Genomic DNA, 26,122 nt, shown 5'->3' on the forward strand with positions numbered 1-26,122 from the left:
CTTTAGTTTAAAGTGAGCGGTTTTGACTTGTCTACTTTAATGGGAGTATATCAACCTGTGTTTTCGCTCATCAAAGACACAAATGCGCTCATTAAACCCAAATTTTCGCTCAGCGGAGACAGGAATTCGCTCAACCAGTCCCCCTTAATGCTGGTGATGCACTGGTCCGTGAATTCTTGCATACTCGCGGTAGTTTTCAAGGTCTTGCATACCTGTTGATGTGCCGTTGATTGCTTGCTCTGCCCGCTCCACTAATACATGCTGCAATTCAGGGTGATAACCAAAGTAGCCAGCAATGTCAATGGCTACATCTGGATACACTTCGCCAAACTGCTCGCGCATCTTTTTCATACGCTCCATGAGTATGCCTGTGAACAGGAAGTACGGTAGCATGACAATGCGTTTCGCTCCTGATTTAACACAATGCTCAATCCCATCTGGTACAGTAGGTGTTGTGACGCCCATAAAGGCACACTCTACCGATTTGACATGCAATTTTTCTGCTAATAGCTGGGTGATTTTATAAAAATCAGCCTTCGCTCCCGCATCACTGCTTCCACGTGCAATAAATAAGATAGTTGTATCGGGATGTTGGCCTGCTGTATCAAAGCCGATTTCCTCTAAGCGAGCCAATAAAATCTTGAAAATTTTGTCGTGAATGCCGATTGTTTGCCCATACGTGAATGTAATATGTGGGAAATGCTCGCGTGCATGCTCGATTTCCGCTGGGATGTGCAGCTTTGAATGCCCTGCGTGTAGCAAAATAATTGGCACAACATGCACCTCTTCTGCCCCTTTTTCCACACAGTTTTCAATGCCTTCCTCAATATCTGGTGCAGCAAACTCTAAAAAGCATGTTTCAACTAAAAAGCTGGGGTCAATTAAATAGCGTGTGCGCTCGACAAATTGGCGTACTTCTTCGTTTCCTGCTTCTAATTTACTGCCATGCCCAACGAATAAAATCGCCTTTTTAACTTTTTCTCCCGCCTTTTTCTTGCGTTTATATTTATGGATGCCTTGAATCGTTTCACGCTTGTCATTATGTTCAAACGTACCTTCAGCACCGAGGCGGTAAATAATATTTTCTTCCTCGACTTCCTCATGGACAACGGCACGCGCCACCTCATCATTTGGCACATGATACCACGTTGCATCTGGATAAGAAATGACAACACATTTATCTTTGCAGCGACCGTTACAGCGCGTTCTTGATGTATGAATTACCTCATCTAGCTTGTGCTCCGCAATTTCACGGCGGATGGCCTGTGTCACTTCCTCACCACCTGCACTTAGACATGTCGCACCATTACAAATCAACAAATGGCGCTGCGTTTTTTGTAAATTCCATGTTGTCATATCGCATTCCCCCTATATTGTTCGAGCCACGCTTGAAAGAATTGCTGACGCTTGGCAAATTTATAAAACTCTTCATTGTCTTTAGCATTTGTATTATAAAAATTGAGTAAAGCGATGAGCAAGCCTGTGATATCTTGTGCAGGCACCTTTTTTGCCACAAGCTTGCCAGGTTTCGCGTGTCTGCCCATTGGTACTGCTCCTACCCAAATATCAACCTGCTCTTGATAATAAACGAGCGCAATATCGTCATATACCGCATTGTAGCAAGCAGATGCACAGGCATTAAAGCCGATGCGTAGGCGATACTTTGTCGCAAGCCCTTCTACTTCCGTAAACAATTGTTCTGCAAGGTCTTTGGCATGTAATTCCTCACCATCACAAAAATCACACCATTTAAATGTCGCCACATTGCCTGCTGGGTAAATATATAAATCTACCTCTTGAAATGCCGCCGTCACCTCTTCTACACGTGCTGTTTCCACAGACACCAAGAGGCGATGGGCAGCTGAATATTTAATCGCCCCTGTTTCGCCTGCAAGCTGAGCAATCGTTAACAGTTGTTGCGCGGTAAAATGCTTATTGACAATACCTGGTGCAACAGATAGACAAGTATAATCACCTTGTTCTTTTAATGTAGCAAAGGTTTTCGTTGGCATCGTTGTAAACATCTTTTGCACTTGATTCATACAGCTCCCCCCTCATTTTTATTATTTAAAGCTGTTTGGATAGAACCCTTTTGCTAAAATCTCGATTGCTTCTGCAGCACGTACCCCTTCTGAAGCTGCGGATAATGGTAAAATCACAAAGTGTTCATTTTGTACAGCTGGTGTTGTGCTAAGTGCAGGGTCTTGCTTTAAGAAGTTGATTTTTTCTTCCGCCGTTGTTGCGCCATAATCAATCACAACAATCACCTCTGGTTGACGGTCTACCGCATCTTCTTTTGATACTGTTGCCCAACCACTTTCAACATCACCAAAAATATTTTCTCCACCAGCAATTGTTACAAGCTCATTCATAAAGTTTTGTGCTGCTGTAAAGACATCTTGCTCTCCGCTGTCAAATACTAATACTTTCAATGGCTCTTGGTCTGTAGGAAGCTGTGCTGTAATCGCTTCTACATCTGCTGTCATCTGTGCAACTAATGCTTCTCCACGTTCTTCAATACGGAAGATTTTTGCAATGTTACGGATGTCGATGAAAATATTTTCTAGTTTTGGTCCTAACATTGAAGAAGATGTTTGTAAATACGTGTGAATGCCTAATTCAGATAACTCCTCTGGTGTTCCTACACCTTTTTCACCAAAGGCACTTTTCCAACCACCATATAAAAAGTCCGCTTCTGCATCGATTACTTGTTCCTTTGATGGATACTGATCTGCTAATACAGGCACTTTGGCATAAGCTTCTTGTAATGGTGCATAAATTTCATCATCTAAATAAGCTGTTCCAACCATTGAATCTTCTAAGCCAAGTGCTAACATCACTTCCGTTACATGTTGGTTTAACGAAATTGCTCGCTTTGGTGCTTCCGTATATTCTTGTACTGTGTCATTATTTTCAATTGTAATTACTTGTTGTTCATTTTGTTTTGGTGTTTCTTCTTTTGTTGCTGGTTTTTCCTCGGTTGTGCCGCATGCTGCTAACACAAGTAGCATCGCTGTTATCCATAATAATTTTAACTTTTTCATCGTTTATTCTCCTTTTGATTGCCATTGTTCTGATAAAAAGAACAATTGTGGTTTTTTTGTTGCGGGATGAATCGAAATTTCCGCTGTTACTTGAAATACTTTTGCTAATAGTGCAGGTGTTAATACGTCCTGCGGTGTGCCGACTGCACATAATTCGCCATCTTTTAACACGTAAATGGTGTCACAATAGGTCGCGGCTAAATTTAAATCGTGCAGTGCTGCAACGACGGTAATCGGCAATTGACGGATTAAATCCATTAATTGCAATTGATGCTGAATATCCAAATGATTCGTTGGTTCGTCTAAAATTAATACTTGTGCTTGCTGTGCCAATGCTCTTGCAATGACAACGCGCTTTTTCTCACCTCCTGATAATGTGCTAAATTGGCGATCTGCTAAATGGGTAATACCTGTTTTCATTAGTGCTTGCTCAACAATTTGTTCATCTTCCGCCGTATCCATTTCAAACAGCCCTTTATGTGGTGTTCTGCCCATTGCGACAAGATCCTGTACTGTGAATTCAAAGAGTATAGGGGTTTCCTGTCCAACAACAGCTAACTTTTTAGCCATTTGCTTTTCGTTTTGTGCCCAAACATCTTGCTCAAATAGCAATACTTGCCCTCCAGCAGGCTTTAAAAAACGATACATGCTTTTGAGCAACGTTGATTTGCCACTGCCATTTGGCCCCACTAAGCCAATCAGTTGCCCTTCTTGCATTTGCAGGGAAAGCTGTTCGATAATTTTCTTGTCGCCAATTGCGACAGATACATCTTCTAAACGAAAAACCATTAGCTTCCCCCCTCACCAAATGTGTATTTTTGCTTGCGCAACATCCAAATGAAAAATGGACAGCCACAAAGTGCTGTTAGTATCCCAATTGGCATTTCCTCTGGTGCAATGACAATGCGGGCAAACGCATCTGCCCATACTAAAAAGATGGCCCCAATCACAGCACTCACTGGCAATACTTGACGATAATTCGAGCCGACCAGCATACGCACAATATGTGGAATAATTAAACCGATAAAGCCGATTGAACCACTAACTGCTACTAACACACCTGTCAACAGTGACACCATCACAATAATCAGCAGGCGGAATTTTTCAATGGATATGCCTAATGTAGAAGCGGATTCCTCTCCAAGCAACAAAATATTTAAGTAACGTGCATAAACACGCAAAACAGTATAAACGATGGCTAATACAAGAATCGGCAGCCAAATATTGCTCCATTTTGCACCAGCTAAACTGCCAAGCATCCAGTGCAATACCGCTTTCATACCGCCTTCCTGCTTACTCATCATCAGCATAAAATTACTAATCGCAGATAAAACGAGTGATACCGCAATACCTGCCAACAATAAGCGAATGACCGATAAGCGCCCATTTACTCGTGCCAGGAAAAAGACAACAATTACCGATAGCATCGCACCTAAAAACGCAGCAAAGGATAGCGCATAAATACCGAAAAAGGAAAATGCACCAAGTAAAATCACAGAGGTAGCGCCAACAGTTGCTCCTGAGGACACGCCAAGTATGTAAGGGTCTGCAATCGAATTACGTACGATGGCTTGAATCGCTGCACCACTAATTGCCAAGCCTGCTCCGACAGTGGCCGCTAGCAAGACTCTTGGTACACGTATTTGCCAAATAATTACTTCTTGTGAGCGACTATAGCTGCTTGTGAAAAAGGAATCGAGCCCTAGCTTCGAAAAAATTACTTGCCAAATCGTTGTGGGCGTAATTGCCACAGAGCCAACCATAACGGCGGCTGTCATTGAAGCGAGTAGCACTAGCAGCAAAATTACAACAAGTAAAGCGACATTTTTTGGTTGCCTCATTTTGTTTCTACCATCACTTTCTGTACAGGTGTCCATGTAATAATCGCCGCATAAAACGTATGCGAATAACTATATACGCCGTTTTCTTCAACAATAAATGGCGCTAGTGCTGCCTCTACATGTTCCATATTAAATTGTGCATCCAATATTTTTTTGTTTTGCGCTGTTAACAGCGCTTCTTTGCTGTCATAACGATAGGTGCGTTCTAACGGAATCATTTGACAATCCGCATAAATCCCTAGCTGGTAGAGCATATTGACAATTTCAATATAATCGCGTCGTGGAAACTTAATTGCATAGCCATATGTATCATGCAAGATATTGTAATGCGGTTGAATCGGCCCCGTTGTCATCCCAATAATTGCTTTTTTGCGAGCAAGCTCATTCATTTTTACTAATGTTGCATTCATATGGTACATGCGATAAAAACAATTCACACCAAGCACCACATCATGCTGTGCTAAAGCAAGTTGCTCAAACTTGCCATGACATAGTTTGACGCGCTTCGTTGTGTGCTGCTTTAAATACGCTAAGACGCTTTCTGAGCTATCCACACATGTGACACTTGCCACATAGCTTTCTAAAGGAAACGTATAATTGCCCCAGCCTGGTCCTATTTCCAACACTTCATCTGCTGGTGTGAGATGTGCTTGCATCGCTTGAAAAATAGTTTCAGCATAGGCATCGGTTTGCTTCGGCTTTTTCTTCGCCATCGATGCTGCCCAAAAGGCTTCCTCTAGCGCATCGTCCACCATGCGCTCAGGCATTTTCCCGTGCCAATCATGCATCCCCTCTTGCCACAATTGCTCAAAATTTATGACCAAAGGACCTTTCATTCGTAAGCCCCCTTTCTTTTTCTTCAAAATAAAAAGGTGTTAGAAAGAAAAACTTTCCAACACCTCTAGTAATTATGTTAAGGCATAATTGTGTCCAGATTTTTTTCGAACAAGCGCTGTGCAAGCCTCTCTTCAAAATCTGTGACATCCGCCAGAGGCTTTCTTTTGATTCAATTGCTGCATCAAAAGAAAAGTTTGCACAATGAATCCATGTCCATTGTTCAAAGCCCCCCATAATCCCGTAGGTGTTTGTTTTACTTGATGAGGCAGGTCTCCTGACTTATCTTCATCGCGCATTAGCTCTTCCCGATTGCTCAGTGAGTTATCCTAATTCGCTCCAAATTACAGTGGCGGGTACCGTGGCGAAATCGCATCGCACTTCCCTTTTAAGCAGCAAGCAACTTGCCGCACCTCATCACATCTCTTTATTTAATTGTATTTGTCTCATGTAAAATCGTATAAAGCTTGTCCATATCAAGATGTGCGCGCACATGCTGATCCAGTCGCTCGTAGGCTTCATCGCGAAGCTCAGCATCTGTTTTAATAGCTAACGCTAAAGGAGCTAATCCTTTTTGCACGCGTAGTTCATTAATCAAACGTCGTGTTAGGTGGCGATTATGGAAAATTCCATGTAAATACGTGCCAATTACTTGCCCATCAGCCGTTATCGCTCCATCCAGTCGCCCATCAGCCATTTTCACAAAAGGGGTTGCCCCTTCCTTTAACGTCGTACGTCCTAAATGGATTTCATAGCCTGTCACTTCTTCATTTGTCGCCAAAATAATACCTGCCACTTGCACCGTTTGCTTTTCAGGGAAAAACACGGTTTCAATCGGTAGAAGACCAAGACCTTGTGCCGTGCTGCCATCTCCTTCTATGCCTTCTGTATCAATTAATACTTCACCAAGCATTTGATAGCCACCACAAATGCCGACAATTTTCGTACCTGCTTGATACAGTGCAACAATCGCAGCATCTAAGCCTGTTTGCTTCAACCATTGTAGATCGTCAATCGTATTTTTTGTTCCCGGTAGAATCAGCAAATCAGGATTGCCTAGCTCCGTCACGGATTTGACGATGCGTACACCAACACCGGGCTCTTCAAATAATGGGTCAATATCTGTGAAATTCGAAATGCGCGGTAGCTGAATCATCGCAACGTCTAGCGCAAATTCCCCTGGTTTTGGCTTTTTCAAACGCAAAGAGGATAAGGCCAAAGAGTCCTCGGCATCGATTTCAATAGCCAAATAGGGAATAACGCCTAATACAGGGATACCTGTTTCCTGCTCCAGCCATTCTAAGCCATCATCTAATAGCTCTTTCATGCCACGAAATTTATTAATGACAAACCCTTTGACACGCGCACGTTCCGCATCATCTAGTAGAGCTAATGTGCCGATAATCGAGGCAAACACACCACCACGGTCAATATCTGCCACTAAAATGACTGCGGCATCCGCTAAATGGGCCATGCGCATATTAGCAATATCGCGTGCCTTTAAATTGATTTCAGCGGGGCTCCCCGCACCTTCTAGCACAATCACTTCATAATTTGCCTGCAAATAACGCACCGAATTTTCTACCTCTGGCATGACCTGTTCAACAAAATGACTGCGATACGTTTTGGCATTCATATCTAAATAATGCTTGCCATGTAGCACGACCTCTGACACCATATCTTGCTTTGGTTTGAGCAAAATCGGATTCATATGTGTCGTCGCTTGAATGCGCGCGGCCTCTGCCTGTACACCTTGTGCGCGACCAATTTCGCCACCATCTTGCGTAATATACGAATTCAGCGCCATATTTTGTGATTTAAACGGTACGACTTTGTAGCCATCATTTGAAAAAATGCGGCATAATGCGGTACAAATCATGCTTTTCCCCACATCAGAAGCCGTCCCTTGCACCATGATTGCCTTCGCTTTTGTCATTAAAATTCAAGCCCCTTTACAGCAGGTATGCCTTCCTCATAATAATGCTTTGTCGGTGCAATCGTTGACACTAAATCCGCCAGTGCTTCAATTGAAGGATGTGCGCTTCTACCTGTAATGACAACATGCATATGTGCTGGACGATTACGCAATGCCTCTAACACTTCACTAAGTGGTAGTACATCGTCCACTGGAAATTTTGTAATGGCTAATGCGTTATTTAATTCATCCAATACGAGCAAATCAAGCGACTCATCTTTTAATGCTTGCTTTGTTTTCAGCCAAGCATTTTTCAAGGCAACGCGGTGCTCCTCAGGTGTTTTTGTCCATGTAAAGCCAATACCAAGCTGCTCTGTTTCTACACCGAGCTTACGAAGGGCGATTTGCTCTCCATATGTTCTTTCTGGTGATTTAATAAACTGCATAAAGCGTACATTGAGCCCTCGTCCAATCGCTCTTAGTGTTACACCTAGAGAAGCCGTTGTTTTTCCTTTGCCATCACCTGTGTAGACAAGCAGTAATCCTTTTTTCGCTGCCATGCGATCCCCCCTTATCAATTACGCCTCGGCGTAATTGTGTCCAGATTTTTTCAAGCTTGCTTGAAAACTCCGCTTCAAAATCTGTGACATCCGCCGGAGGCTTTATCATGATTCAGTAGGTGTCCCGCTACTGAATGAATGGTAATGTAAATATTCATCGCACTATCTGTAGAGATAGGCGTCTCCTACTAAATACTGAATCATGATAGCCATGTTGTTTTTTCTGTATAGCTCGTGCGCTTTTTCTCCGTTTCTTTCTCTTCTGCTGGATAGCCAAGGAAAATCGTACCGACAACTTGTTGGTTTGCAGGTGCTTGAATAAATTGATGCATTGCTGGATCATGCACAAGCCCTACACCACGTGTACGCCATACGAAGCCTAAGCCAAGCTCCTCCGCTACAAGCCACATCGACATAATCGCTGTGCTGACAGCGAATACATTATCTTTCGTTGCATCTGCATCTCCCTCCACGATATCAGATGTTACTACGATGACAACGGGTGTTGTTTGCACAACCTTTAACGAGCTTTCCACTAAATTAGGTTTTGTCGGAAAACGCTCTACTAAATAGTCGTGGGCCAGCGTTTCATAATTTGCCAGTGCTTGTCCTTGCAACACATAAAAATGCCAAGGTTCACGCATGCGGTCATTTGGCGAAAATGTTGCTGCCTCTAATAAACGTTCGATTTTTTCTCGTTCGACAGGCTGTGTTGTATAATTGCGCACCGCACGTCGATTTTTTAATGCTTCAAAAATAGTCATTGCTGTTCCTCCCTTACACGCTCTTGAAACCAAGCGACTTGTTCACGAACTTGGACAACCTCTCCAACTAAAATCATCGATGGATTGCGGTAGCCATGCTCTTGGATATCTTGTGTAATCGTTTCTAATGTCCCGATTAATGTCCGTTGCTCCTCTGTCGTTCCCCATTCAATCACCGCAACAGGTGTTGACGGCTTGCGACCATGTGCCATTAATTGCTTTGTAATATGGGCGATATTGCCAACGCTCATATAAAAGGCAACGGTATCAATATGTACAAGGGATGCCCAATGTAAAAAGTCATTGCCCTTTTCTGCACGACCATGCCCCGTCACAATCGCAAAGCTTGCGGCATGATCACGATGTGTGACAGGGATGCCCGCATAGGCAGGTGCAGCAATTCCCGCTGTTATCCCTGGCACAACTTCATATGGAATATTGGCGTCTTTTAAAACAGCTGCTTCCTCTGCACCACGCCCAAAAACAAATGGGTCACCGCCCTTTAAACGTACGACAGTTTTACCCGCCTGTGCTTCTCGCACAAGCAATTCATGAATTTGCTCCTGAATTAAGCCATGATTTCCTGGGCTTTTACCACAAAAAATAAGTTCTGCCTCTGGCTTGGCATGTGATAGCAACTCCTGATTGACAAGGCGGTCATAGGCAATGACATCTGCCTGCTGAATGCATTGTAAGCCATATACCGTAATTAATTTTGGATCACCAGGCCCTGCACCGACTAAAAATACTTTTCCGTTCATGTCGATTGTTCTCCGTTTAGTAAATTTTGCAAAAAAGCTTCACATTGTTGTACATCACCTTGCTGAAGCCAGTCAAAAACTTCAGGGCGCAATGTTTGCTGCAATGCTTTGCGCTTAGCGGCTTTGTCCGTCAATGTTGCATTAATTTGCTGGCGACAATGCTTTAAAAAAGCAATATACTGTGCGTAACTTTCATCAAACTGCTCCTCTAGCTCCGCTTTCAACTTGCGTGTATAGCCTGGGCTTGCACCTGATGTTGAAACAGCGAGTATCAATTCGCCTCGTCTAACAACCGCTGGGTTAATAAAATCCACACGCCCCTTCATATCTGCACGTGAAAATTGCTGCCAGTGTTGTGTTGCTTCCTCTACCGCATCATTGACTGCCTCGCTATTTGTCGTCGCAAAAACTAAAACAGCATCATCGACATCATGCGGTGCAAATTGTTTTTCATGCCAAATGGCACGCCCTTCCTGTACATAGGAAGCCAGCTCTGCTATTAAATCAGGGCTAATAATATGAATGTTCGCCTTTGTTGGCAGTAGCGCACGCACCTTTTGTGCCGCCACATTGCCACCACCTACAACAACAACTTTTTTGTAATCAATGTTTAATAATGCTGGAAAATATGTCATGCTTTCACCTTCTTACATGCTTCAAGCCATTGCTCAACAAGCGCTGGATTCGAAGCGAAATGGAAATGCGTATAGCCTGCTACTAAATTGCCTGTCGTGTAGCCCTCTTCCTTTTGCCCAAAGCGCCCTTTTGTCTTATAGGCAGGACAATCATGTTGCCCCTCATATACGGAGTAATGAAATTCATGTCCCTTCGCTTGGTCTTCTTGACGAATAAGGAAATTGTCCGTTGCCCCTGTAATTTCACGATAGCCAAGTGCAGCTAGCTTTGTTTGCATTTTGACTTCACCAGGAATGATGCCTAACATTGGATAACAAGCCCCTGCTGTTGTTGTAATGGCTTCAGTCAAATACATAAAACCGCCGCATTCAGCTAATGTTGGCACACCACGTGCAATCGTCTCTTGAACTGATTTTTTCGTTGCTGTGCATTGTTCAAGCTGTGCAGCAAACTCTTCGGGGAAGCCCCCACCTAGATACAGCCCATCTGCCTCACTGGGCACAGGTTCATTGCGAAGCGGTGAAAAATACGCAATTTCGGCTCCCTTAGCCCTTAGTAATTCTAAATTTTCTTCATAGTAAAAATTAAACGCCGCATCCTTCGCCACAGCAATCGTCACATGTTGTGCAGGTTCTGGTTCAAATAAACGACTTGTTTCCTCAAGTTGAGGTGCTTCCGTTAAAGCAAGTAAACGCTCTACATCAACCGTTTCCGCAATCAGTTCACCTAAATGCTCAAAAAATGTCGTTAATTCTCCACGTTCAACCGCAGGAACTAAGCCTAGATGTCTGCTTGGCATAGAAAGTGTCGCGTCTTTTTTTAAATAGCCAATCACAGGGATTTGGCATTCTTGCTCAATCGCCGCTTTGACTAGCTCAAAATGGCTGACACTGCCAACTTGATTGACGATGACTGCGACAATATTTGGCGCTGTCGATAATGTTTGAAAGCCTTTGACAACAGCGGCCACACTTCTTGCCATGCTCGCGGCATTGACAATTAACACAACAGGTGACTGAGTAATGACACTGATTTCTGCCGTTGAGCCTGCATCATTTAGTGGACTTTTACCATCATAAAAGCCCATGACGCCTTCAATCACAGCGACATCTGCTCCACGACTTGCACGGCTGACAATCGTCGTTACTGTGTCATGTGTCAGCATCCAGCTATCGATATTGCGTGAAATACGTCCTGTGACAGCACTATGATAGGTTGGATCAATATAATCTGGTCCACATTTAAAGCCTTGTACAACCAGCCCTTTATTTTTTAATGCTTGCATCAAGCCGATTGTAAATGTCGTTTTGCCGACACCACTTCCTGTGCCTGCAATAACAAAACGCTTTGTCATATACTCACCTCCTAAAATGTTAAACGTGCAACAGAAATCGTCGCATTGCCGCTTTTCTTTTTCGGTAATAACAAATCTGTCGTTTTCGCATAACGCATGGCAGCAGGCTCACTCACACCATACGCTCCTGTAAATTTAAATACCGTTTCAGACGGGTTCGGTAATGGCATTTCATTTAATTGTTCTGGTGTGTACGTAATAAATTCCCAACCGTATTTATTCGTGATTTGTTGGAAGCATACTTCATCTTGTTTAATCGAAATCGTGCACAATGCTTTGACACTTTTTTTCGATAACTGAAGCTCCTGCAATGTTTCATCAATCACTGCCTCGATTTCCTCTAACGAAGTTCCTCGATTACAGCCCATGCCAAGCACAATTGATTTCGGGCGGTAGACAACACCGTTTTCAAGTAAGACCGATTCACTCTCTGTTAACAGGCGATCTGTAATAATTAATGCCGCCTGTGGTTGCACCTCGATTGCTTGTTGTATAGACGGATAGACGACTATGCTTGGTGGCATTGATGTATCATGCATCCACCAATTTTTCTCGCCCGTTTCTTGAATAATCGCCACATGCTCCTCATTGACAACAGAGGCGCTGACAGGTGTTAATTTATCCTCAGCATCCCAGCGCCAGCCGAAGCGTGCACCGAATAAATCGACAGGAATCGTTTTTTGTACATCGGAGGCAGTAGTAATAATCGCCCGTGCTTGCATTGCCTCTGCGACCTCATGCGTTAAAGCATTTGCTCCACCTAAATGCCCCGAAAGCACGCTAATGACATTTTCCCCTTTATCATCGACAACAACAACGGCTGGATCTGTCTTTTTATCAACTAAAATCGGCGCAATCATTCGTACAACAGCACCCAATGAAATAATCAAAATTAAGCCTTTATATTGCTTGAACAACGCAGGCAATAGGAGACGCACTGTTCCAGTAAATAGCTGGATGCCTCTGTCTTGCTCATCGCCTTGCTCAAATTTCGCCATATAATATAAATCAACCTGTGGAAACTTTTGCTGTAAGTCGCGTGCCATCGCCACACCATGCTTTGTAATCGCCACAAGTGCATAGGGCTTGCGCACCTCAATTTCAGGAATAACCCCTTCCTGTAGCTCAATCATCTGCTTTCACACCTTTTCTAAAGCCATGTGTAAACGTCGCATCATATAATTTCGAGCGGTATTCTTTATCATGAATTGCTGGGTCCAAAGCCCACCCTGCTAAAATCATGGCATGCTTGCGGATGCCGTTTGTGCGCATTGCTTCATCTAGCTCGACTAAGGTTGTACGAACAATTTTCTGGTCTGGCCATGTCGCGCGCTGGACAACCGCTACTGGTGTATCATCTGCCCATCCTGCTTCCTGCAACTCCTTGACAATTTTCTTCGTTAAGGTCGCACTTAAAAATAAAGCAATTGTGCAGTGATGGCTTGCTAATAAACGTAATTTTTCGAATTCTGGTACAGGTGTACGCCCTTCAGCACGCGTTAAAATCAATGTTTGCGTTAAATCTGGAATCGTCAGCTCTGCACCAACAGCCGCAGCAGAAGCAAACACCGAGCTTACCCCTGGAATGACCTCATAATCAATACCACGTGCCTTTAATAATGCCACTTGCTCCATCGTTGCTCCATACATCGCAGGGTCGCCCGTATGCATACGCACAACCTTTTTCCCAGCTAAAATATGCGATGCCATGACCTCGACCATTTCTTCTAAATGCATGCCTGCTGTGCGAATCACTTCAGCATCTGGCTTTGCTTTCGCAATCAGCTCATCATTTACTAGGGAATCTGTATACATCACGACATCAGCCGTTTGCAAATGCTGTAACCCTTTGACCGTAATTAAATCAGGGTCGCCAGGGCCAGCTCCGATAATCCATATTTTTTTCATTATTTGCGCACCACCATTAATGTTAAGTATTCTAAATCCACACCATCGAGTTGTTGCACATCCCAAATGACTTCCTCATCAGAAGTGACCTTTGTGACAACAGATGCTTTATCTAATAAGTTGAGCTCACGTAAAATCGACAACATTAAATCGATAACTTTTGCTACCTTAATGAAAATAATGGCATCGTGCTCAACAATGGCTTTTTTCATCGCCTCATAATCATCGTGTGCTGGAATAATCGCTACATGATCGTCGCCATCTGCAAGCGCTATACCTAAGCGAGATGCTGCTCCGTTTAACGAAGAAATCCCTGGTACAACTTGAATATCTACATCCGGATGCTTGTCCTGCATTAAATGCATCATATGAATAAACGTGCTATACAACAGTGGATCGCCTTCCGTTACAAACGCAACATCCTTGCCCTGTTGTAATTGTTCATAGACAAGCTCGACTGATTTTGTCCATTCACGCTCTAATATCGCCTCGTCCTTCGTCATTGGAAAAACAAGCCCCAGCATCTCTTTTTCAGCAGGATTAATATAAACATCGACAATGCGATGTGCATAGCTTTTGCTGCCTTTTAATTTTTTGGGATAGGCAATAACAGGCGATTCTTGAATTTTACGAAATGCCTTTACTGTAATAAGTTCTGGATCTCCAGGACCGACGCCTAAACCATATAAAACACCTAGCTTTGTCATGTTAAACTCCTTTTCTCGCCGTCACAATATAAATTGGATTTAGCGGTACAAATCTTGTCATATTTAAAATGGGCTTACTGCGTGATAGCTGTGCCTGTAAAATTTCAACTTGACAGCCATTCTGTTTCAACGCTGTAACCGCTTCATATAAATTTTCAATCGTGGCAATGTTCATCACAAGGCGACCATCTGCTTTTAATTTCTCCACACAAAGAGCAAGTAACTCCTGCATCTCGCCACCTGAGCCACCGATGAAAATAGCGTCTGGGCTTGGAAAGTCTTCCAATCCTGCTGGCGCTTTACTATGTATCGCCGTAAAATCTACGCGGAATTTACGCTGGTTTTGCAGACAGTTTTCAAGATCGCCTTCATTTTTCTCCACCGCATAAATCGCACCTTCTCGTGCAATTTTCCCTGCCTCAATGGCAACAGAGCCTGTGCATGTGCCAATATCCCACATAATGCTTTTCTCATGTAAGGCAAGTGCTTGAATGCTTAATGTGCGAATTTCCTTTTTTGTAATTAAGCCCTTCTCTGGCTTGCGCTGTGCAAATTCCTCATCGTCAATGCCAAGCGTATATGTTTTTGGTGTCACTGTTTGGCGCAAAATGACCACATTTAACGGTGAAAAAGTTGCTGCTTCTAATTCATCCAGTGTGTAAAAGCCGTATTTTTCCGTTTCCCCACCTAGATTTTCCGCTACAAATGCCTCATACTCATGCATGCCAAATTCCTTTAAATAACAGGCAATAGCATTTGGGCTATTTTCCTCATCCGTTAACAGTGCGACTTTCGGTCTGCCATCTATCTTTTGCGCTAACCCTTTCATGGAGCGACCATGCACACTGACAATATATGCATCCTGCCAACTGTCCTTCATTTTTGAAAAAGCAAGCTGCACTGAACTCATATACGGATAAATTTCAAGCGGTAGCTTTTTCGCTAAATAGCTACCAATCCCGTAAAATAGCGGGTCACCTGATGCCAAAATGACCACCTCACGCGTTTCACTTTGCAGGCGTGTGACAAGTGCAGATAAGCCACCTTTAATCACAACTTTCTCCGCTTGTACATCAGGGAAGAAGTCCAATACTCTTTCCCCACCAACAAGCACTTCACATGTTTCAATCCATTTTTTGTATTGCGGAAGCAATCCGTCGACGCTATCCCCGATACCAATCATCTTCATTGACTGTGGCAATATTCTCAGCCCTCCCTAATAATTCACCCTTCATTGAATACAATGAGGTAGATAGCGTTAAGCCTCCTCTAATATGGTCAAGTGAGGCATAGCAACAGCATTTACACATTTGATAAAAGAAGTCATGCAAACCACGCTCTAGCATCATATCGCCAACATGCGAGGCAGTATTGGCCTCTAGCACCTCTGCAAGCGTTGCCTCATCTGCCCCCGCTGCTTTTGCTAATTGTGCAAGAAATTCAAAATTAATCGGCGCACTTTTCGAATGCACCATCATGACACCTTGTGCGACTTTTGAAAACTTCCCCATCATGCCAACAAGTGAGACACGTTCAATGCCAAGACGCTTGCAATGCTTTAAAGTAAAGCCGACAAAATCGCCCATCTCAATAAACGCTTCCTCTGGCAAATCGGGGTACTCTGCCATTCCATACTTCTCGCTGCGCCCACCAGTTGTAATCACAACATGCTTACAGCCAGCGGATTTTGCTACACTAATGGCCTGTACAATACTTGCCATATAGGCAGAAGTCGAAAACGGTACGACCGTTCCACGTGTCCCTAAAATAGAAATCCCACCAACAATACCAAGACGACCATTCAACGTTTTTTTGGCAATTTCCTCGCCATCTGGTACAGAAATAATCACTTCGACACCGCATGTAATCGAAAACTCCTGTATAAGTTCTTCGACAACGCCTATAATCATCTTACGCGGCACAGGATTAATGGCGGCAAGCCCTACATCAACAGGCAGCCCTGGTTTTGTCACACGACCAACGCCGACGCCCCCATCTAAATGAATGCCTGGCTTTTCCACCAATCTGACTGTGCTCACAATGCGTGCCTTATGTGTTGCATCGGGGTCATCCCCTGCATCTTTAATCGTCTCACAGCGTACACTTTCTTGTTCAAACACACAGACATCCATTGTGAAGGTTGCATCTTTACCAACAGGCAAATGGATTGTCGCTGTTTCTTGCTCCTCTTTCGTTAACAAGGCGGTCAAGGCTGCTTTTGTCGCAGCCGTTGCACAAGCTCCTGTCGTATAGCCATGCCGCATTTCCTTCGGGTCTTTTTTAGGCTTTTCCATTCGCTCGTTCATCCGCTAAAATGGAGATCGCATTCAATGCCGCCACTGTGACTGTACTACCGCCTTTACGTCCGACATTTGTAATAAATGGAATTCCTTCTAATTTAGCAAGCTCCTCTTTGGATTCTGCCGCCGATACAAAGCCTACAGGCATCCCGATAATTAAATCAGGCTTCGCAATGCCTTCTTTAATAAGGCGAATTAATTCTAATAATGCGGTTGGCGCATTACCAATTGCATAAATGCCGCCTTCATTTTCACGCACTGCCTTTTGCATCGACACAACCGCACGCGTTGTACTTTGTTCCTTCGCCTCTTTCCATACGTCTGGGTCTGCGATATAACAATGCAAATCGCCACCATGCTTTTGGAATCGCTTGCGACCTGAACCACTCTCAATCATCTGCACATCTGCCACTACATGGCGTCCTGCTAAAATCGATTGAACACCCGCTTCAATCGCATCAGGTGTAAACATTACACTACGTCCTAGCTCAAAATCCGCAGATGCATGGATAACGCGGCGTACAACCTTCCATTGGTCTTCTGAGAAATTGTGCTCACCCATTTCCTCGGCAATAATCGAAAAGCTGTAATCATAAATTTTATCTGGGTCTACTGTTAATGGTGTAAAGTCTGTATTAAAGTTTTTATTTCCTGACATCTTCCATTCCTCCTACAAGTTGACTAATTTCTTCAAATGTTGAAAACTGTTGCCCATATGAAATATTCGGGCGATCAATCATAATGATTTCAATACCTAGTTCTAGTGCGGAACTAATTTTTTCATCAACAGAGCCGACTTTTCCACTCGCCTTTGTCACCATGAGTGTCACCCCATACTGCGTATAGAGTGCATGGTTTAGCTCCTTCGTAAAGGGTCCTTGAATCGCGACAATATCCTTTTGTGCTACACCTAATGCTGCACATTTCTCCATATTTTCAAGATTCGGCAACATACGGGCAATGACACGGATACCTTCTACTGGTAACAAAACCTTTGTAAAAGTAGCTAACGTTTTACTTCCCGTTGTCAGCATAATCGTGCCACCTTTATCTTTCGCTAGCTGTGCCGCTGCCTCGTAACTCGCCACTGTTGTAATCAAAGGGTGTGCATAGTCCTCTCGCGCACGCTCATAACGAATATATGGGACATCCGCTTCTTGTGCTGCCGCCATCGCCTGCTTTGATGCCTCTTCCGCAAAGGGATGTGAGGCATCTACAAGTAAATGCACACCTTCTGTTTTAATGATGTCCACCATTTGCGCGGCTGTTAAGCGCCCAATGCGATGTGGAATACTCGCCTGTTGCAAGCTTTCTGCCGCTGAAGGTGTGACAACCGTTGCCAGCAATTGATGCCCTTCCTGTTGAAGCCTGATTGCTAAATCTCGTGCATCGCTTGTTCCAGCTAAAAATAAAATCATTCAAACCACCTCTAATCCCCGCAAGGCGCAGGTTCTATTTCAATTTTGGTTGCCATATCGACATAGTCAAAATTCAAAATTTTCTTCACGCGTTTAAAGTATTTGAATAAACGCTCATTTGGATGGGCATTCGCCTTATATTCCTCTACAATCTGTCTAACAAGCGGTACAAGCTGTTCTGGCGCTAGCCCTTCAACAACAGGCTGTGCCGCATGTGCCGTCCGTCCAACAGGCTTCGCACCGATAAACAAGTCAAACTTGCTTTTACGGTAGACAATCCCAATATCATCAAAAACCGCTTTATAACAAGCCATCCCGCAACCATTAAAGCCGACATGCAATTGCTTTGGTAGCTTCATTCCGCCAAATTCCGCTTGCAGTGCCTCCGCATAGGGGATACTATCTGCCTTCTCGCCATAACAAAAATCACAAGCCTTGACATTGAGGACATCCCCAACTGGTGCTACGAGGAAATCTACCTCCTCCAAACGCTCGACAATTTGTTGTGGATTGTCTGTTGGAATTTTTAAGACAATCTGATGGTCAGGTGTATACTCCATCGTGCCATCACCTGTCAGATCTGCTAATGTCCGCATCTGCTCAGGTGTGAAAAACTTATTTGCCACACCAGGGCTTACTGCTACTTCAAAAATAGCCTCCATTTTTTGTTCGATAAATGTCGGTGTTGGTTGCACTTGCTTTGTCACAAGTGATAGTGCCAATGTTGCCATTTCGAAGGATGATTTTTTCGGTACAATTTGCTCTGGTACTTGCTTCTTCACTTCTAGCTCTTCGTAACCTGTTGCTGCAATACCTGTCTCTTGATCCAATGCCCATGGCTCCGCTTCCTTTTTCAAGCGTTGATGTGGACGCAGTGGTTGCTTCTCCTCACCAAGTGTATATTTACGCTGATAGCCACGCGGTGTAATCATTTTATTATCATAGAAAAATGTGGACGAATTGCCGACAACAACTGTTGTCAGCATTCCGATATCATGATTTAACATTTCCGCAAGTGTGGTCATGACAATATTTTGCTTCTCACGATAGGCACTTTTTACAAGCCCTACAGGTGTCGCTGGATTGCGATATTGTAATAAAATTCGCTGTGCCTCCACAATTTGGCGCGTCCGACGACCACTTTTCGGATTATAAAAGGCAATGACAAAATCAGCCATCGCAGCTGCCTCTATGCGCTTTTCAATAATTGTCCAAGGTGTTAAATGGTCGCTCAAGCTAATCGTACATGCATCATGCATAACAGGCGCTCCAAGCAAGCTCGCACAAGAATTAATCGCAGAAATCCCTGGCACAACCTCAACGGCAATTCCCTCTTTTTCTGTCCAGCCAAGCTCAATCAATACCTCATAGACAAGCCCTGCCATCCCGTAAACACCTGCATCACCACTCGAAATAACCGAAACAATGTGACCTGCTTCTGCCTGTCTTACCGCCTCCTGTGCACGTGACACTTCCTCCGTCATCCCTGTACTGACAATGGATTTCGCCGTCACTAAATGCTCAATTAGCTCCACATAAGTTTTATAACCAATAATAAAATCGCTCTGCTGCAATGCATCAATTGCACGCTTCGTAATATGCTCATAGTCTCCAGGTCCAAAGCCTACAACGAAGATTTTCCCTTTTTTCAATGTCCTAACCTCCTTCTTATACAAACAAAAAAAGCCTCTGCTCCTTTCTAGAGCAAAAGCTTTTGGCATATAAATTCACTTAACAGACAGTACAGAAAAACCCTGTCTCGCCAAAACTTCTCCCTCCGAAAAGTTGGTATCTTCATACAAAGCAGGTTTCCTGACTTATGCTTCCTTTTACTCTCACGCCTTCCCAACAAAGGTGGCTTTGTGATTTCATCTGCAATTACAGTAGCGGGGGCTGTCCCAGAATCTAACTGGCTTCCCTTTTACCTCACACGATTGTGAGCACTTTCTATGTTTCAAATATGAAATTAGTTAAACATTAATAATATAGTAAAATAGCTTGTTTACCCTTTTAATCTGAAAATATTTTTTACTATGTATTTTCAAACTATATCATAATCATTTTTGTTTATAAAGCTTTTCTTACTAGCAAGAAGCATTGAGCGCATTCAAAGCTTGCCTACTCAAACTAAAAAAACTTTACCCAGCCGATTTTTCATGGTTTCCACATGGTGCACAGCTTCTTTTACATCGACTAAATTGTACTCGGCAGTTGCTGGCATGAATGTTAATTGTTGTTGTTCAATTAATGTAATGAGCTGTTGAAAGGTATTTTGCCAGTGTGTGATGGATATCCTTTTATTCCAATGACGCAAATGGAAAATTGCCGCATTTACTTGAGCTTCCTTTGCAATCTTTGTCCAGTCAACTTGGATGCCTGATAGCAACCCAATCGTTAAAAATTGTCCCTCTGGGCGTAAAGAAAATGCTAGCTCGGTGCCTGCTGTGCCACCGATTGAATCAATTGCGGCAGTTGCGCCTAATCCGTTTGTTAAAGTCAGTACTGTTTCTCGTACAGCGTCTTCTGAACAAATGACATCAGAAGCCCCTAATGCTAGTAACTGCTTCGTATGTATATTATTACGTGTAATCGCGATTAAACGGAAACCTAGCACTTTCGATAATTGGGCGAAAACATGACCAATTGCAGAGCCACAAGCATTAACGACCAACAAATCTGACGGCTTTAAGTTTAATATCTCTGTACAAATGACCCATGCGGTTACGGGGTTAATATACATTTGCGCTGCTGTGAAATTGTCAATCGCTTGTGGAATTCGGATGGCAAGATTCGCTGGTGCTTTCACATATTCTTGCCAAGTACCTTCACCTCTTAATGGTAAGACACGTTGACCAATTAAGCTTTTAGAAACGGCCGCACCAACCTCCTCTACGATGCCAACGCCTTCATAGCCAGGAATCGTCGGTAAAGAAATACGATGTGCATAAGAGCCTCTAATCGGGATTAAATCAGAAGGATTGATTGGTCTTGCTAACATGCGTACTAAAATTTCATCCCTTGCCAGTGGCTTAGCTGCTGCACAGTGAACCTCCAATACCTCTTGTGGCTTGCCAAACTGATGGAATATAACATATTTATTCATCATGTCACACCCCTATTTTGTTTTTTTTATATAAAAAATAATTATATATGAAATCGAATATTGCAATGAAATAGGCTGAACTAACAAATAATAATATGGGAGAATCGTAACTATAATAAATAAAGTCTTGTAAATGTAGATAAAAGAACCAAAGTGTTGTAGTGACGAAAAGAGAAATATCGTAAGCGATACTTAGTCGGCGTTTAATCTTTTTTAAAGCGAAATTAAAAACGACAACTCTGAAAAAAACAAATAGGAATAAAAAAATAAAATAAGCAGATGTAACATAAATAATTGATGGCTGTATTGATTCTGGTATCGTCATCAGCATAAACCCCTTTAAATAGTTTATAAAAGAGTAGCTACAAGCTAATCTCTAGCATTTTTTGCATCGTACTTTTTCAAACTTTCCTCGTATTCCGCTATAGACTGTCGAAGGTACGATTTATCTATTGTGTATTTTATCGGCTTATCTTGATACAAAATTGCTCACTCATCATTCTGCCCCATCAGAAGGGTACAGAAATCGTCTTATGGCTTAGGTTAAACTTCAACACTTTAATCTTATCCTAATGGGATTTTTTTGTACATTTTTTCTTTCGTCACCGAAAATCGTATTAAAGCTTTATATATCAACGCTTCAAAGCATTTTGGAAAAATGACGTTCATTCTATAAGAAGAAACCGTAAAGCTTCGAAACAAAAACAAAAACGCTACTCAAAAAGTGGCGTTTTTTATCGCTCCATGTGCTTGTTTCGCTCTCCAACTTGTTTAATTGCGCTGGCGTCAAATATCCTCGCTCTGATCCACGTACCAAATCGAAGCCAAGTGATTGCATATATTTTGGATATTCTTCTTGCAGCCATAGCAACTCTCACCCATTAAACACATTTTCCCCTTGCCTATCCCTGTTTATTTTTCTATCCAACCCAATAAAAATTCTACATTATTCATATTTAATTGACCTCTCACAACACAAATCCCCTTTATACATAACATCACTTTTTTAGAAAGGAGTATTGATATAAACTTAAAGAATACATGTCAGAAAAGAAACGCAAGATATAACTTAATCTCCCTCGTTTTTAGATACATATGGAAGCAATGAAATCAACCCTAGAATAGCTAAACAAGCTCCAATCCACAGTGGAGATACAAAGCCATATCCTTTACTGATTCCTAGACCACCTAGTGACGAACCAATAACAATTCCAAGGGTAATAAAAGAACTATGAACCGTATTAATCATCGTTCCATTACTAGCCGCTTTCATTACTCTCGTAACCATAGCTGGGTTCATTGCTACACCCGTTAAACCAATAAAAATAGTAGAAATAACTACAATGTATTTATTTTCTGCACCAAAAGCAAATAAAGACAATGCTGCTATTAATATCATCAAGCCACCTGTAAGTATGCTCATTGTAAATTTATCAGCAAACTTACCAATTACTATATTTCCAACTACCGTTGCACTCCCATAAAGAGCAAGTAAATATGGAACACTTGCGTTTGAAAAGCCCGTGACATTTGTAAAGATAGGCGTGAAATAACTAAATGCTGCAAACGTACCACCAATGATAAACATACTTGTTACATACGCTGCCCAAAGATGAATATTTTTAAAGCGCATGAGTTCATCTCGCCAATTTACTTGCTCTTTATTGGTCAATGATGGTAGCAACCATTGAATCATCATTCCTGATACTAGTACAAGAACAGAAACGACGCCAAAACTAATACGCCAGCCAAAATATTGTGAGATAACAGTTGTGACAGGTAGACCTAAAACAGTTGCAATCATTAAACCTGCGAGTACAATTGATGCGGCTTTCCCCCTTGAATCAGCGTGAACTAATGCTGCAGAAAAGGAAATCGCAACGCCAAAAGCTGATGCTGAAGCAATACCAGTTATAATACGAGAAATCATCATAATATCATAGTTCCACGCAATAGCTCCAAGCGATTGACCAATTAAAAATACAAACATTAAAACTAATAATGCTTGCTTACTAGGTATTCGTAAGAGAGCCGCAGTTAAAATGGGGCCACCTATCACCATTGCCCCTGCATAAGCTGTAATTAAATAGCCAATTGATGATACAGAAACTTGAAATGCAAGAGCAAGTTCATTCATCATACCTGCAACCATAAATTCTGATGTAGTCATACAAAAAATCGCTAAAGCTAGCAAATAAATAACAACTGGCATGAAAACACTCCTTATCAATTATTGTAATGTTCGGTACAAAAATAATGAGAAAAAAAGAGCGCACTAAGCGCCAAAAATAGATTCCATTGTTCCTTTGACAACCTGTTCAGCCAATACTCGGTCTTGCATAGATACATTAAGAACACGGAATCCGTAATAACTGCTTAAAAATAGACTAGCTAATTCCTCAGCGGATTGCTTTTTTAAAATTTCACCAGTTCTTAATCCTTCCTCCATCACTTTTTCAATAGCTTGTTTAAGAGCCTCAACATGCCGCGAGAAAATTTCTTGAACCATTAAATCATTATTAGCTCGTTCCAAACTTGCCTTAATCAACAAACAGCCTTTTTGATCAATATTATCAAAATCTTCATTTAATGCCCATTCAAAAAAATTACTTAACCGTTCTCTAACCGAAATGGGCGTATCTAGCAATTTTCTCTGTTCTCGAATCCCCGTTTCATGATAGCGTTCTAACACTTGCTTATATAGTTCGTGTTTACTACCAAACGTATTGTATAAACTGCCTTTCCCAAGTCCTGTATCGCTACATAGATCTTGTGTAGAGCACCCCTCATATCCTCTTATCCAAAATGTTTTCATTGCAACATCTACAATTGTGGAATAATCAAACTCTCGGGGTCTGCCGCGTTTGTTCAATGGTATTCTCCTCTCATTTTAAATGTAGTATTAGTAGCATACTGTTTTTGTACCAAGCAGTCAACAAATTAATTTATTAATGAATATGTCATCTCTTTATTAAATAGAATAGCTTCACAAGAAATATTTAGATGAACTTCAAATCTTTTACCTTTAGCTACATCTTTATCTCTTATGAAAACAAATCAATTACGCCTCGACGTAATTGTGTCCAGATTTTTTGAGCTCGCTCATAGTGGAAGTTAACCTAAAAGCGTCACCTCCTGTGACAACGGTTAACTGACCTGCATCGTGCAGGCCTCCCTTCAAAATCTGTGACACCTGCTGAAGCAGGTCTAATGCTGGCATTCATCTCACCACCTATAGAGGGGGTTTTCTGTATCTGCCGCTTTGCTTTCGATACAAAAAGAATTTGCTGAACTAGGATAAATTCTAATGAAAATCAAGACCTTTCACCTGTATGCTCAGGCTTTCTAGTAACTTTCCTGTAAATATAGAAATAAAACAAGCCCTGAAATTACCAATCAAAAAGGTACTTCAGGGTCTGTTAATAATGTTTTTATGTGGGTATTTAGTAAAAATTTAAAACGGGACACCCACTCTGATAATACAAATTTAATCTACGAAACCATTTAGAAATTGACTCGCATCACTATTAAACTTCCACATCACCCCAAATTTATCAACTAGCATTCCAAAACTTGCTGACCACGGTGTAGAGGATAACGGCATAATCACAGTACCACCTTCTGAAAGCCCTTCAAAACATTGTTTATTCATATTCGGATTAGCATCAATAATACTGATTAAAACGGTATTCCCACTGGTGATTTCGCCTGTCGCAGCTTGCATAAAAGGCGGAATATCAGAGATCATTAAAATATTCCCTGAAAACTCAATACGAGATTCCATAATCATATTTTGTTCTTCTTCCATTAATAAGACATTCGGATCTTGACTAAAAGCACCAAACCTCACCATTTTTACATTTGTTGCTTGTAATGCCTTTTCATAAAAGGCTAACGCTTCTTCTGCTCTTCCACCAAATTGTAGATAAGATATTGCTTTCATAACTTAATTCCTCCTTTTCATATTTGAAGTATAATAGGACATAGGCGACAAGTGTATGTCGTATATAGGAGGGAAATATGAAAAAAATAGAGCGACTTATCTCAATAATAATGATCTTGTTACAAAAAGAAGTTGTTTCAGCATCAGAGTTTAGCCGGCTTTTTAATGTAACAAGACGGACGATTCAACGTGATATGGAAGCATTAAATTACGCAAACATCCCTATTTACGCAGAATATGGTTCTGAAGGGGGATATGCACTAATGGAAGAGTATAAATTTGATAAACGATTACTAAATCACAAGGATATTGAAAATATACTCATTGCTTTAGGAGGTTTTGAGGGACTAATTACGAATCAAGAGATCCAAATGACTATTCAAAAAATCAAAGGAATGACTAGCGCAGCTATATCTCCAAAACTGGATTTAACATTTTATGATTGGGTAGGAAGAAGTCAAATGAAAGAAGATATTTTATTTATCCAGCAAGCAATTGAACATAATTGGTTATTAAAGTTTGAGTATGTTGATCAAATAGGAAACATAACTTACAGAGCAGTAGAACCCTATAAGTTACATTTAAGTGAAATGCATTGGTATCTTTTTGGTTATAATTTAGAACGGGAAGACTACCGAACATTTAAATTGACGAGGATAACAAATATCCAAAAAGACGGTTTTTTTGTCCCGAAATCCGATAAAGTATTTGAAGAAAAAAAACAACATAATGAACAACTAAATTTGATTAGCGTACAGCTACTGATAGACGTTGCTGTAAGAGATCAATTTATCGAGAGATACGGAAAAAATGCAGTTACAAAAGTAACTACAAGAAGTTACCTTACGACAATCGAATTGCCTGAGAATCAATTTGCCTACCAATTTTTAGCTGGATTCGGTAATAAAGTTAAAATTATAAAACCAGAAGATTTTATTTCTAAGTATTTAAATTTTTTAGAGGAAGCAATGAAACTCTACAAATAACATGTTTTAGGTCAGCTTTGGAAATTACATGATGGATATTAAAAGCTC

General features: G+C 41.8%; 26 protein-coding genes and 2 riboswitches. Of the genes, 1 reads left to right on the forward strand and 25 read right to left on the reverse strand.

The annotated features are described in order from the left end of the window. Positions 1-144: 144 nt before the first annotated feature. The 25 genes from C9J34_RS09985 to C9J34_RS10110 form a co-directional block, all read right to left on the reverse strand. The gene (locus tag C9J34_RS09985) at positions 145-1,356 is read right to left on the reverse strand and encodes a CbiX/SirB N-terminal domain-containing protein (protein ID WP_107839720.1); all 1,212 of its coding nucleotides are present in this window, start codon (positions 1,354-1,356) and stop codon (positions 145-147) included. Beyond that, complete coding sequence (locus tag C9J34_RS09990) at positions 1,353-2,042, reverse strand: precorrin-3B methylase (protein WP_107839721.1); 690 nt, start codon at positions 2,040-2,042, stop codon at positions 1,353-1,355. The genes C9J34_RS09985 and C9J34_RS09990 overlap by 4 nt, the downstream gene beginning before the upstream one ends. 21 nt (positions 2,043-2,063) lie before the next feature. Beyond that, the gene (locus C9J34_RS09995; RefSeq protein ID WP_107839722.1) at positions 2,064-3,044 is read right to left on the reverse strand and encodes an ABC transporter substrate-binding protein; all 981 of its coding nucleotides are present in this window, start codon (positions 3,042-3,044) and stop codon (positions 2,064-2,066) included. 3 nt (positions 3,045-3,047) lie between these two features. Continuing rightward, the gene (locus C9J34_RS10000; RefSeq protein ID WP_107839723.1) at positions 3,048-3,833 is read right to left on the reverse strand and encodes a heme ABC transporter ATP-binding protein; all 786 of its coding nucleotides are present in this window, start codon (positions 3,831-3,833) and stop codon (positions 3,048-3,050) included. Continuing rightward, positions 3,833-4,885: a FecCD family ABC transporter permease gene (locus tag C9J34_RS10005; protein ID WP_107839724.1), complete on the reverse strand. Its 1,053-nt coding sequence runs from the start codon at positions 4,883-4,885 to the stop codon at positions 3,833-3,835. The genes C9J34_RS10000 and C9J34_RS10005 overlap by 1 nt, the downstream gene beginning before the upstream one ends. Further along, positions 4,882-5,721: a class I SAM-dependent methyltransferase gene (locus tag C9J34_RS10010; RefSeq protein WP_107839725.1), complete on the reverse strand. Its 840-nt coding sequence runs from the start codon at positions 5,719-5,721 to the stop codon at positions 4,882-4,884. The genes C9J34_RS10005 and C9J34_RS10010 overlap by 4 nt, the downstream gene beginning before the upstream one ends. A 248-nt stretch (positions 5,722-5,969) precedes the next feature. Further along, a riboswitch (cobalamin riboswitch) is annotated at positions 5,970-6,151 on the reverse strand. Beyond that, complete coding sequence (locus C9J34_RS10015) at positions 6,147-7,655, reverse strand: cobyric acid synthase (protein WP_107839726.1); 1,509 nt, start codon at positions 7,653-7,655, stop codon at positions 6,147-6,149. Its footprint overlaps the riboswitch before it by 5 nt. Continuing rightward, a complete protein-coding gene (locus C9J34_RS10020; RefSeq protein WP_107839727.1) occupies positions 7,655-8,194 on the reverse strand; it encodes a cob(I)yrinic acid a,c-diamide adenosyltransferase in 540 nt (179 codons plus the stop codon). The genes C9J34_RS10015 and C9J34_RS10020 overlap by 1 nt, the downstream gene beginning before the upstream one ends. Before the next feature lie 200 nt (positions 8,195-8,394). Then, entirely contained in the window at positions 8,395-8,958 is a 564-nt protein-coding gene (locus C9J34_RS10025; RefSeq protein ID WP_107839728.1) for a nitroreductase family protein, read from the reverse strand. Continuing rightward, positions 8,955-9,719, reverse strand: coding sequence for a uroporphyrinogen-III C-methyltransferase (gene cobA / locus C9J34_RS10030; protein WP_107839729.1), 765 nt, complete (start codon positions 9,717-9,719; stop codon positions 8,955-8,957). Before cobA ends, C9J34_RS10025 begins: the two co-directional genes overlap by 4 nt. After that, positions 9,716-10,354 (reverse strand): precorrin-2 dehydrogenase/sirohydrochlorin ferrochelatase family protein, encoded by a 639-nt coding sequence (locus C9J34_RS10035; protein WP_107839730.1) that lies wholly within the window; start codon positions 10,352-10,354, stop codon positions 9,716-9,718. Before C9J34_RS10035 ends, cobA begins: the two co-directional genes overlap by 4 nt. Continuing rightward, positions 10,351-11,709, reverse strand: coding sequence for a cobyrinic acid a,c-diamide synthase CobB (locus C9J34_RS10040; RefSeq protein ID WP_107839731.1), 1,359 nt, complete (start codon positions 11,707-11,709; stop codon positions 10,351-10,353). Before C9J34_RS10040 ends, C9J34_RS10035 begins: the two co-directional genes overlap by 4 nt. An 11-nt stretch (positions 11,710-11,720) precedes the next feature. Further along, positions 11,721-12,842, reverse strand: coding sequence for a cobalt-precorrin 5A hydrolase (locus tag C9J34_RS10045; RefSeq protein ID WP_107839732.1), 1,122 nt, complete (start codon positions 12,840-12,842; stop codon positions 11,721-11,723). Next, entirely contained in the window at positions 12,835-13,617 is a 783-nt protein-coding gene (cobM, locus tag C9J34_RS10050) for a precorrin-4 C(11)-methyltransferase (protein ID WP_107839733.1), read from the reverse strand. The genes C9J34_RS10045 and cobM overlap by 8 nt, the downstream gene beginning before the upstream one ends. Further along, the gene (gene cobI, locus C9J34_RS10055; protein ID WP_107839734.1) at positions 13,617-14,324 is read right to left on the reverse strand and encodes a precorrin-2 C(20)-methyltransferase; all 708 of its coding nucleotides are present in this window, start codon (positions 14,322-14,324) and stop codon (positions 13,617-13,619) included. Before cobI ends, cobM begins: the two co-directional genes overlap by 1 nt. Position 14,325: 1 nt before the next feature. Then, positions 14,326-15,513 carry a precorrin-6y C5,15-methyltransferase (decarboxylating) subunit CbiE gene (cbiE, locus tag C9J34_RS10060; RefSeq protein ID WP_107839735.1) on the reverse strand — a complete coding sequence of 396 codons (1,188 nt, stop codon included), beginning with the start codon at positions 15,511-15,513 and terminating at the stop codon, positions 14,326-14,328. Continuing rightward, a complete protein-coding gene (locus C9J34_RS10065) occupies positions 15,488-16,618 on the reverse strand; it encodes a cobalt-precorrin-5B (C(1))-methyltransferase (protein WP_107839736.1) in 1,131 nt (376 codons plus the stop codon). The genes cbiE and C9J34_RS10065 overlap by 26 nt, the downstream gene beginning before the upstream one ends. Next, positions 16,605-17,282, reverse strand: a complete 678-nt coding sequence (locus tag C9J34_RS10070; protein ID WP_107839737.1) for a precorrin-8X methylmutase — start codon at positions 17,280-17,282, stop codon at positions 16,605-16,607. The genes C9J34_RS10065 and C9J34_RS10070 overlap by 14 nt, the downstream gene beginning before the upstream one ends. Then, the gene (gene cobK / locus C9J34_RS10075) at positions 17,269-18,042 is read right to left on the reverse strand and encodes a precorrin-6A reductase (RefSeq protein WP_107839738.1); all 774 of its coding nucleotides are present in this window, start codon (positions 18,040-18,042) and stop codon (positions 17,269-17,271) included. The genes C9J34_RS10070 and cobK overlap by 14 nt, the downstream gene beginning before the upstream one ends. 11 nt (positions 18,043-18,053) lie before the next feature. Then, positions 18,054-19,694, reverse strand: a complete 1,641-nt coding sequence (gene cobJ, locus C9J34_RS10080; RefSeq protein ID WP_107839739.1) for a precorrin-3B C(17)-methyltransferase — start codon at positions 19,692-19,694, stop codon at positions 18,054-18,056. Between the two features lie 133 nt (positions 19,695-19,827). Beyond that, a riboswitch (cobalamin riboswitch) is annotated at positions 19,828-20,005 on the reverse strand. A gap of 159 nt (positions 20,006-20,164) precedes the next feature. After that, positions 20,165-21,148: a zinc-dependent alcohol dehydrogenase family protein gene (locus C9J34_RS10085; protein ID WP_107839740.1), complete on the reverse strand. Its 984-nt coding sequence runs from the start codon at positions 21,146-21,148 to the stop codon at positions 20,165-20,167. Positions 21,149-22,214: 1,066 nt separating this feature from the next. Beyond that, a complete protein-coding gene (locus C9J34_RS10100) occupies positions 22,215-23,357 on the reverse strand; it encodes an MFS transporter (protein ID WP_107839743.1) in 1,143 nt (380 codons plus the stop codon). Between the two features lie 63 nt (positions 23,358-23,420). Beyond that, positions 23,421-24,017 carry a TetR/AcrR family transcriptional regulator gene (locus C9J34_RS10105; RefSeq protein ID WP_107839744.1) on the reverse strand — a complete coding sequence of 199 codons (597 nt, stop codon included), beginning with the start codon at positions 24,015-24,017 and terminating at the stop codon, positions 23,421-23,423. A 189-nt stretch (positions 24,018-24,206) separates the two neighbouring features. Continuing rightward, positions 24,207-24,365: a hypothetical protein gene (locus tag C9J34_RS21935; RefSeq protein ID WP_193768960.1), complete on the reverse strand. Its 159-nt coding sequence runs from the start codon at positions 24,363-24,365 to the stop codon at positions 24,207-24,209. A 267-nt stretch (positions 24,366-24,632) separates the two neighbouring features. After that, positions 24,633-25,088 carry a VOC family protein gene (locus tag C9J34_RS10110; RefSeq protein ID WP_107839745.1) on the reverse strand — a complete coding sequence of 152 codons (456 nt, stop codon included), beginning with the start codon at positions 25,086-25,088 and terminating at the stop codon, positions 24,633-24,635. Between the two features lie 77 nt (positions 25,089-25,165). Here C9J34_RS10110 and C9J34_RS10115 point away from each other — a divergent pair, with 77 nt between their 5' ends. After that, the gene (locus C9J34_RS10115) at positions 25,166-26,074 is read left to right on the forward strand and encodes a helix-turn-helix transcriptional regulator (protein WP_107839746.1); all 909 of its coding nucleotides are present in this window, start codon (positions 25,166-25,168) and stop codon (positions 26,072-26,074) included. The last annotated feature ends 48 nt before the right edge of the window (positions 26,075-26,122 follow it).

Source organism: Metasolibacillus meyeri, from assembly GCF_003049505.1.
Lineage (GTDB): Bacteria > Bacillota > Bacilli > Bacillales_A > Planococcaceae > Metasolibacillus > Metasolibacillus meyeri.

What these genes read in the sequence shown, in the direction of transcription:
- cbiE (WP_107839735.1), bottom strand. Translation starts at nt 15,513, where the DNA reads ATGAAGATGATTGGTATCGGGGATAGCGTCGACGGATTGCTTCCGCAA.
- cobI (WP_107839734.1), bottom strand. Translation starts at nt 14,324, where the DNA reads ATGACAAAGCTAGGTGTTTTATATGGTTTAGGCGTCGGTCCTGGAGAT.
- cobM (WP_107839733.1), bottom strand. Translation starts at nt 13,617, where the DNA reads ATGAAAAAAATATGGATTATCGGAGCTGGCCCTGGCGACCCTGATTTA.
- C9J34_RS10035 (WP_107839730.1), bottom strand. Translation starts at nt 10,354, where the DNA reads ATGACATATTTTCCAGCATTATTAAACATTGATTACAAAAAAGTTGTT.
- cobK (WP_107839738.1), bottom strand. Translation starts at nt 18,042, where the DNA reads ATGATTTTATTTTTAGCTGGAACAAGCGATGCACGAGATTTAGCAATC.
- cobA (WP_107839729.1), bottom strand. Translation starts at nt 9,719, where the DNA reads ATGAACGGAAAAGTATTTTTAGTCGGTGCAGGGCCTGGTGATCCAAAA.
- C9J34_RS09990 (WP_107839721.1), bottom strand. Translation starts at nt 2,042, where the DNA reads ATGAATCAAGTGCAAAAGATGTTTACAACGATGCCAACGAAAACCTTT.
- C9J34_RS10000 (WP_107839723.1), bottom strand. Translation starts at nt 3,833, where the DNA reads ATGGTTTTTCGTTTAGAAGATGTATCTGTCGCAATTGGCGACAAGAAA.
- C9J34_RS10020 (WP_107839727.1), bottom strand. Translation starts at nt 8,194, where the DNA reads ATGGCAGCGAAAAAAGGATTACTGCTTGTCTACACAGGTGATGGCAAA.
- C9J34_RS09985 (WP_107839720.1), bottom strand. Translation starts at nt 1,356, where the DNA reads ATGACAACATGGAATTTACAAAAAACGCAGCGCCATTTGTTGATTTGT.
- C9J34_RS10045 (WP_107839732.1), bottom strand. Translation starts at nt 12,842, where the DNA reads ATGATTGAGCTACAGGAAGGGGTTATTCCTGAAATTGAGGTGCGCAAG.
- C9J34_RS10015 (WP_107839726.1), bottom strand. Translation starts at nt 7,655, where the DNA reads ATGACAAAAGCGAAGGCAATCATGGTGCAAGGGACGGCTTCTGATGTG.
- C9J34_RS10065 (WP_107839736.1), bottom strand. Translation starts at nt 16,618, where the DNA reads ATGGAAAAGCCTAAAAAAGACCCGAAGGAAATGCGGCATGGCTATACG.
- C9J34_RS10070 (WP_107839737.1), bottom strand. Translation starts at nt 17,282, where the DNA reads ATGTCAGGAAATAAAAACTTTAATACAGACTTTACACCATTAACAGTA.
- C9J34_RS10005 (WP_107839724.1), bottom strand. Translation starts at nt 4,885, where the DNA reads ATGAGGCAACCAAAAAATGTCGCTTTACTTGTTGTAATTTTGCTGCTA.
- C9J34_RS09995 (WP_107839722.1), bottom strand. Translation starts at nt 3,044, where the DNA reads ATGAAAAAGTTAAAATTATTATGGATAACAGCGATGCTACTTGTGTTA.
- C9J34_RS10040 (WP_107839731.1), bottom strand. Translation starts at nt 11,709, where the DNA reads ATGACAAAGCGTTTTGTTATTGCAGGCACAGGAAGTGGTGTCGGCAAA.
- C9J34_RS10115 (WP_107839746.1), top strand. Translation starts at nt 25,166, where the DNA reads ATGAAAAAAATAGAGCGACTTATCTCAATAATAATGATCTTGTTACAA.
- C9J34_RS10110 (WP_107839745.1), bottom strand. Translation starts at nt 25,088, where the DNA reads ATGAAAGCAATATCTTATCTACAATTTGGTGGAAGAGCAGAAGAAGCG.
- C9J34_RS10010 (WP_107839725.1), bottom strand. Translation starts at nt 5,721, where the DNA reads ATGAAAGGTCCTTTGGTCATAAATTTTGAGCAATTGTGGCAAGAGGGG.
- C9J34_RS10025 (WP_107839728.1), bottom strand. Translation starts at nt 8,958, where the DNA reads ATGACTATTTTTGAAGCATTAAAAAATCGACGTGCGGTGCGCAATTAT.
- C9J34_RS21935 (WP_193768960.1), bottom strand. Translation starts at nt 24,365, where the DNA reads ATGCCAGCATTAGACCTGCTTCAGCAGGTGTCACAGATTTTGAAGGGA.
- C9J34_RS10100 (WP_107839743.1), bottom strand. Translation starts at nt 23,357, where the DNA reads ATGCCAGTTGTTATTTATTTGCTAGCTTTAGCGATTTTTTGTATGACT.
- C9J34_RS10085 (WP_107839740.1), bottom strand. Translation starts at nt 21,148, where the DNA reads ATGATGAATAAATATGTTATATTCCATCAGTTTGGCAAGCCACAAGAG.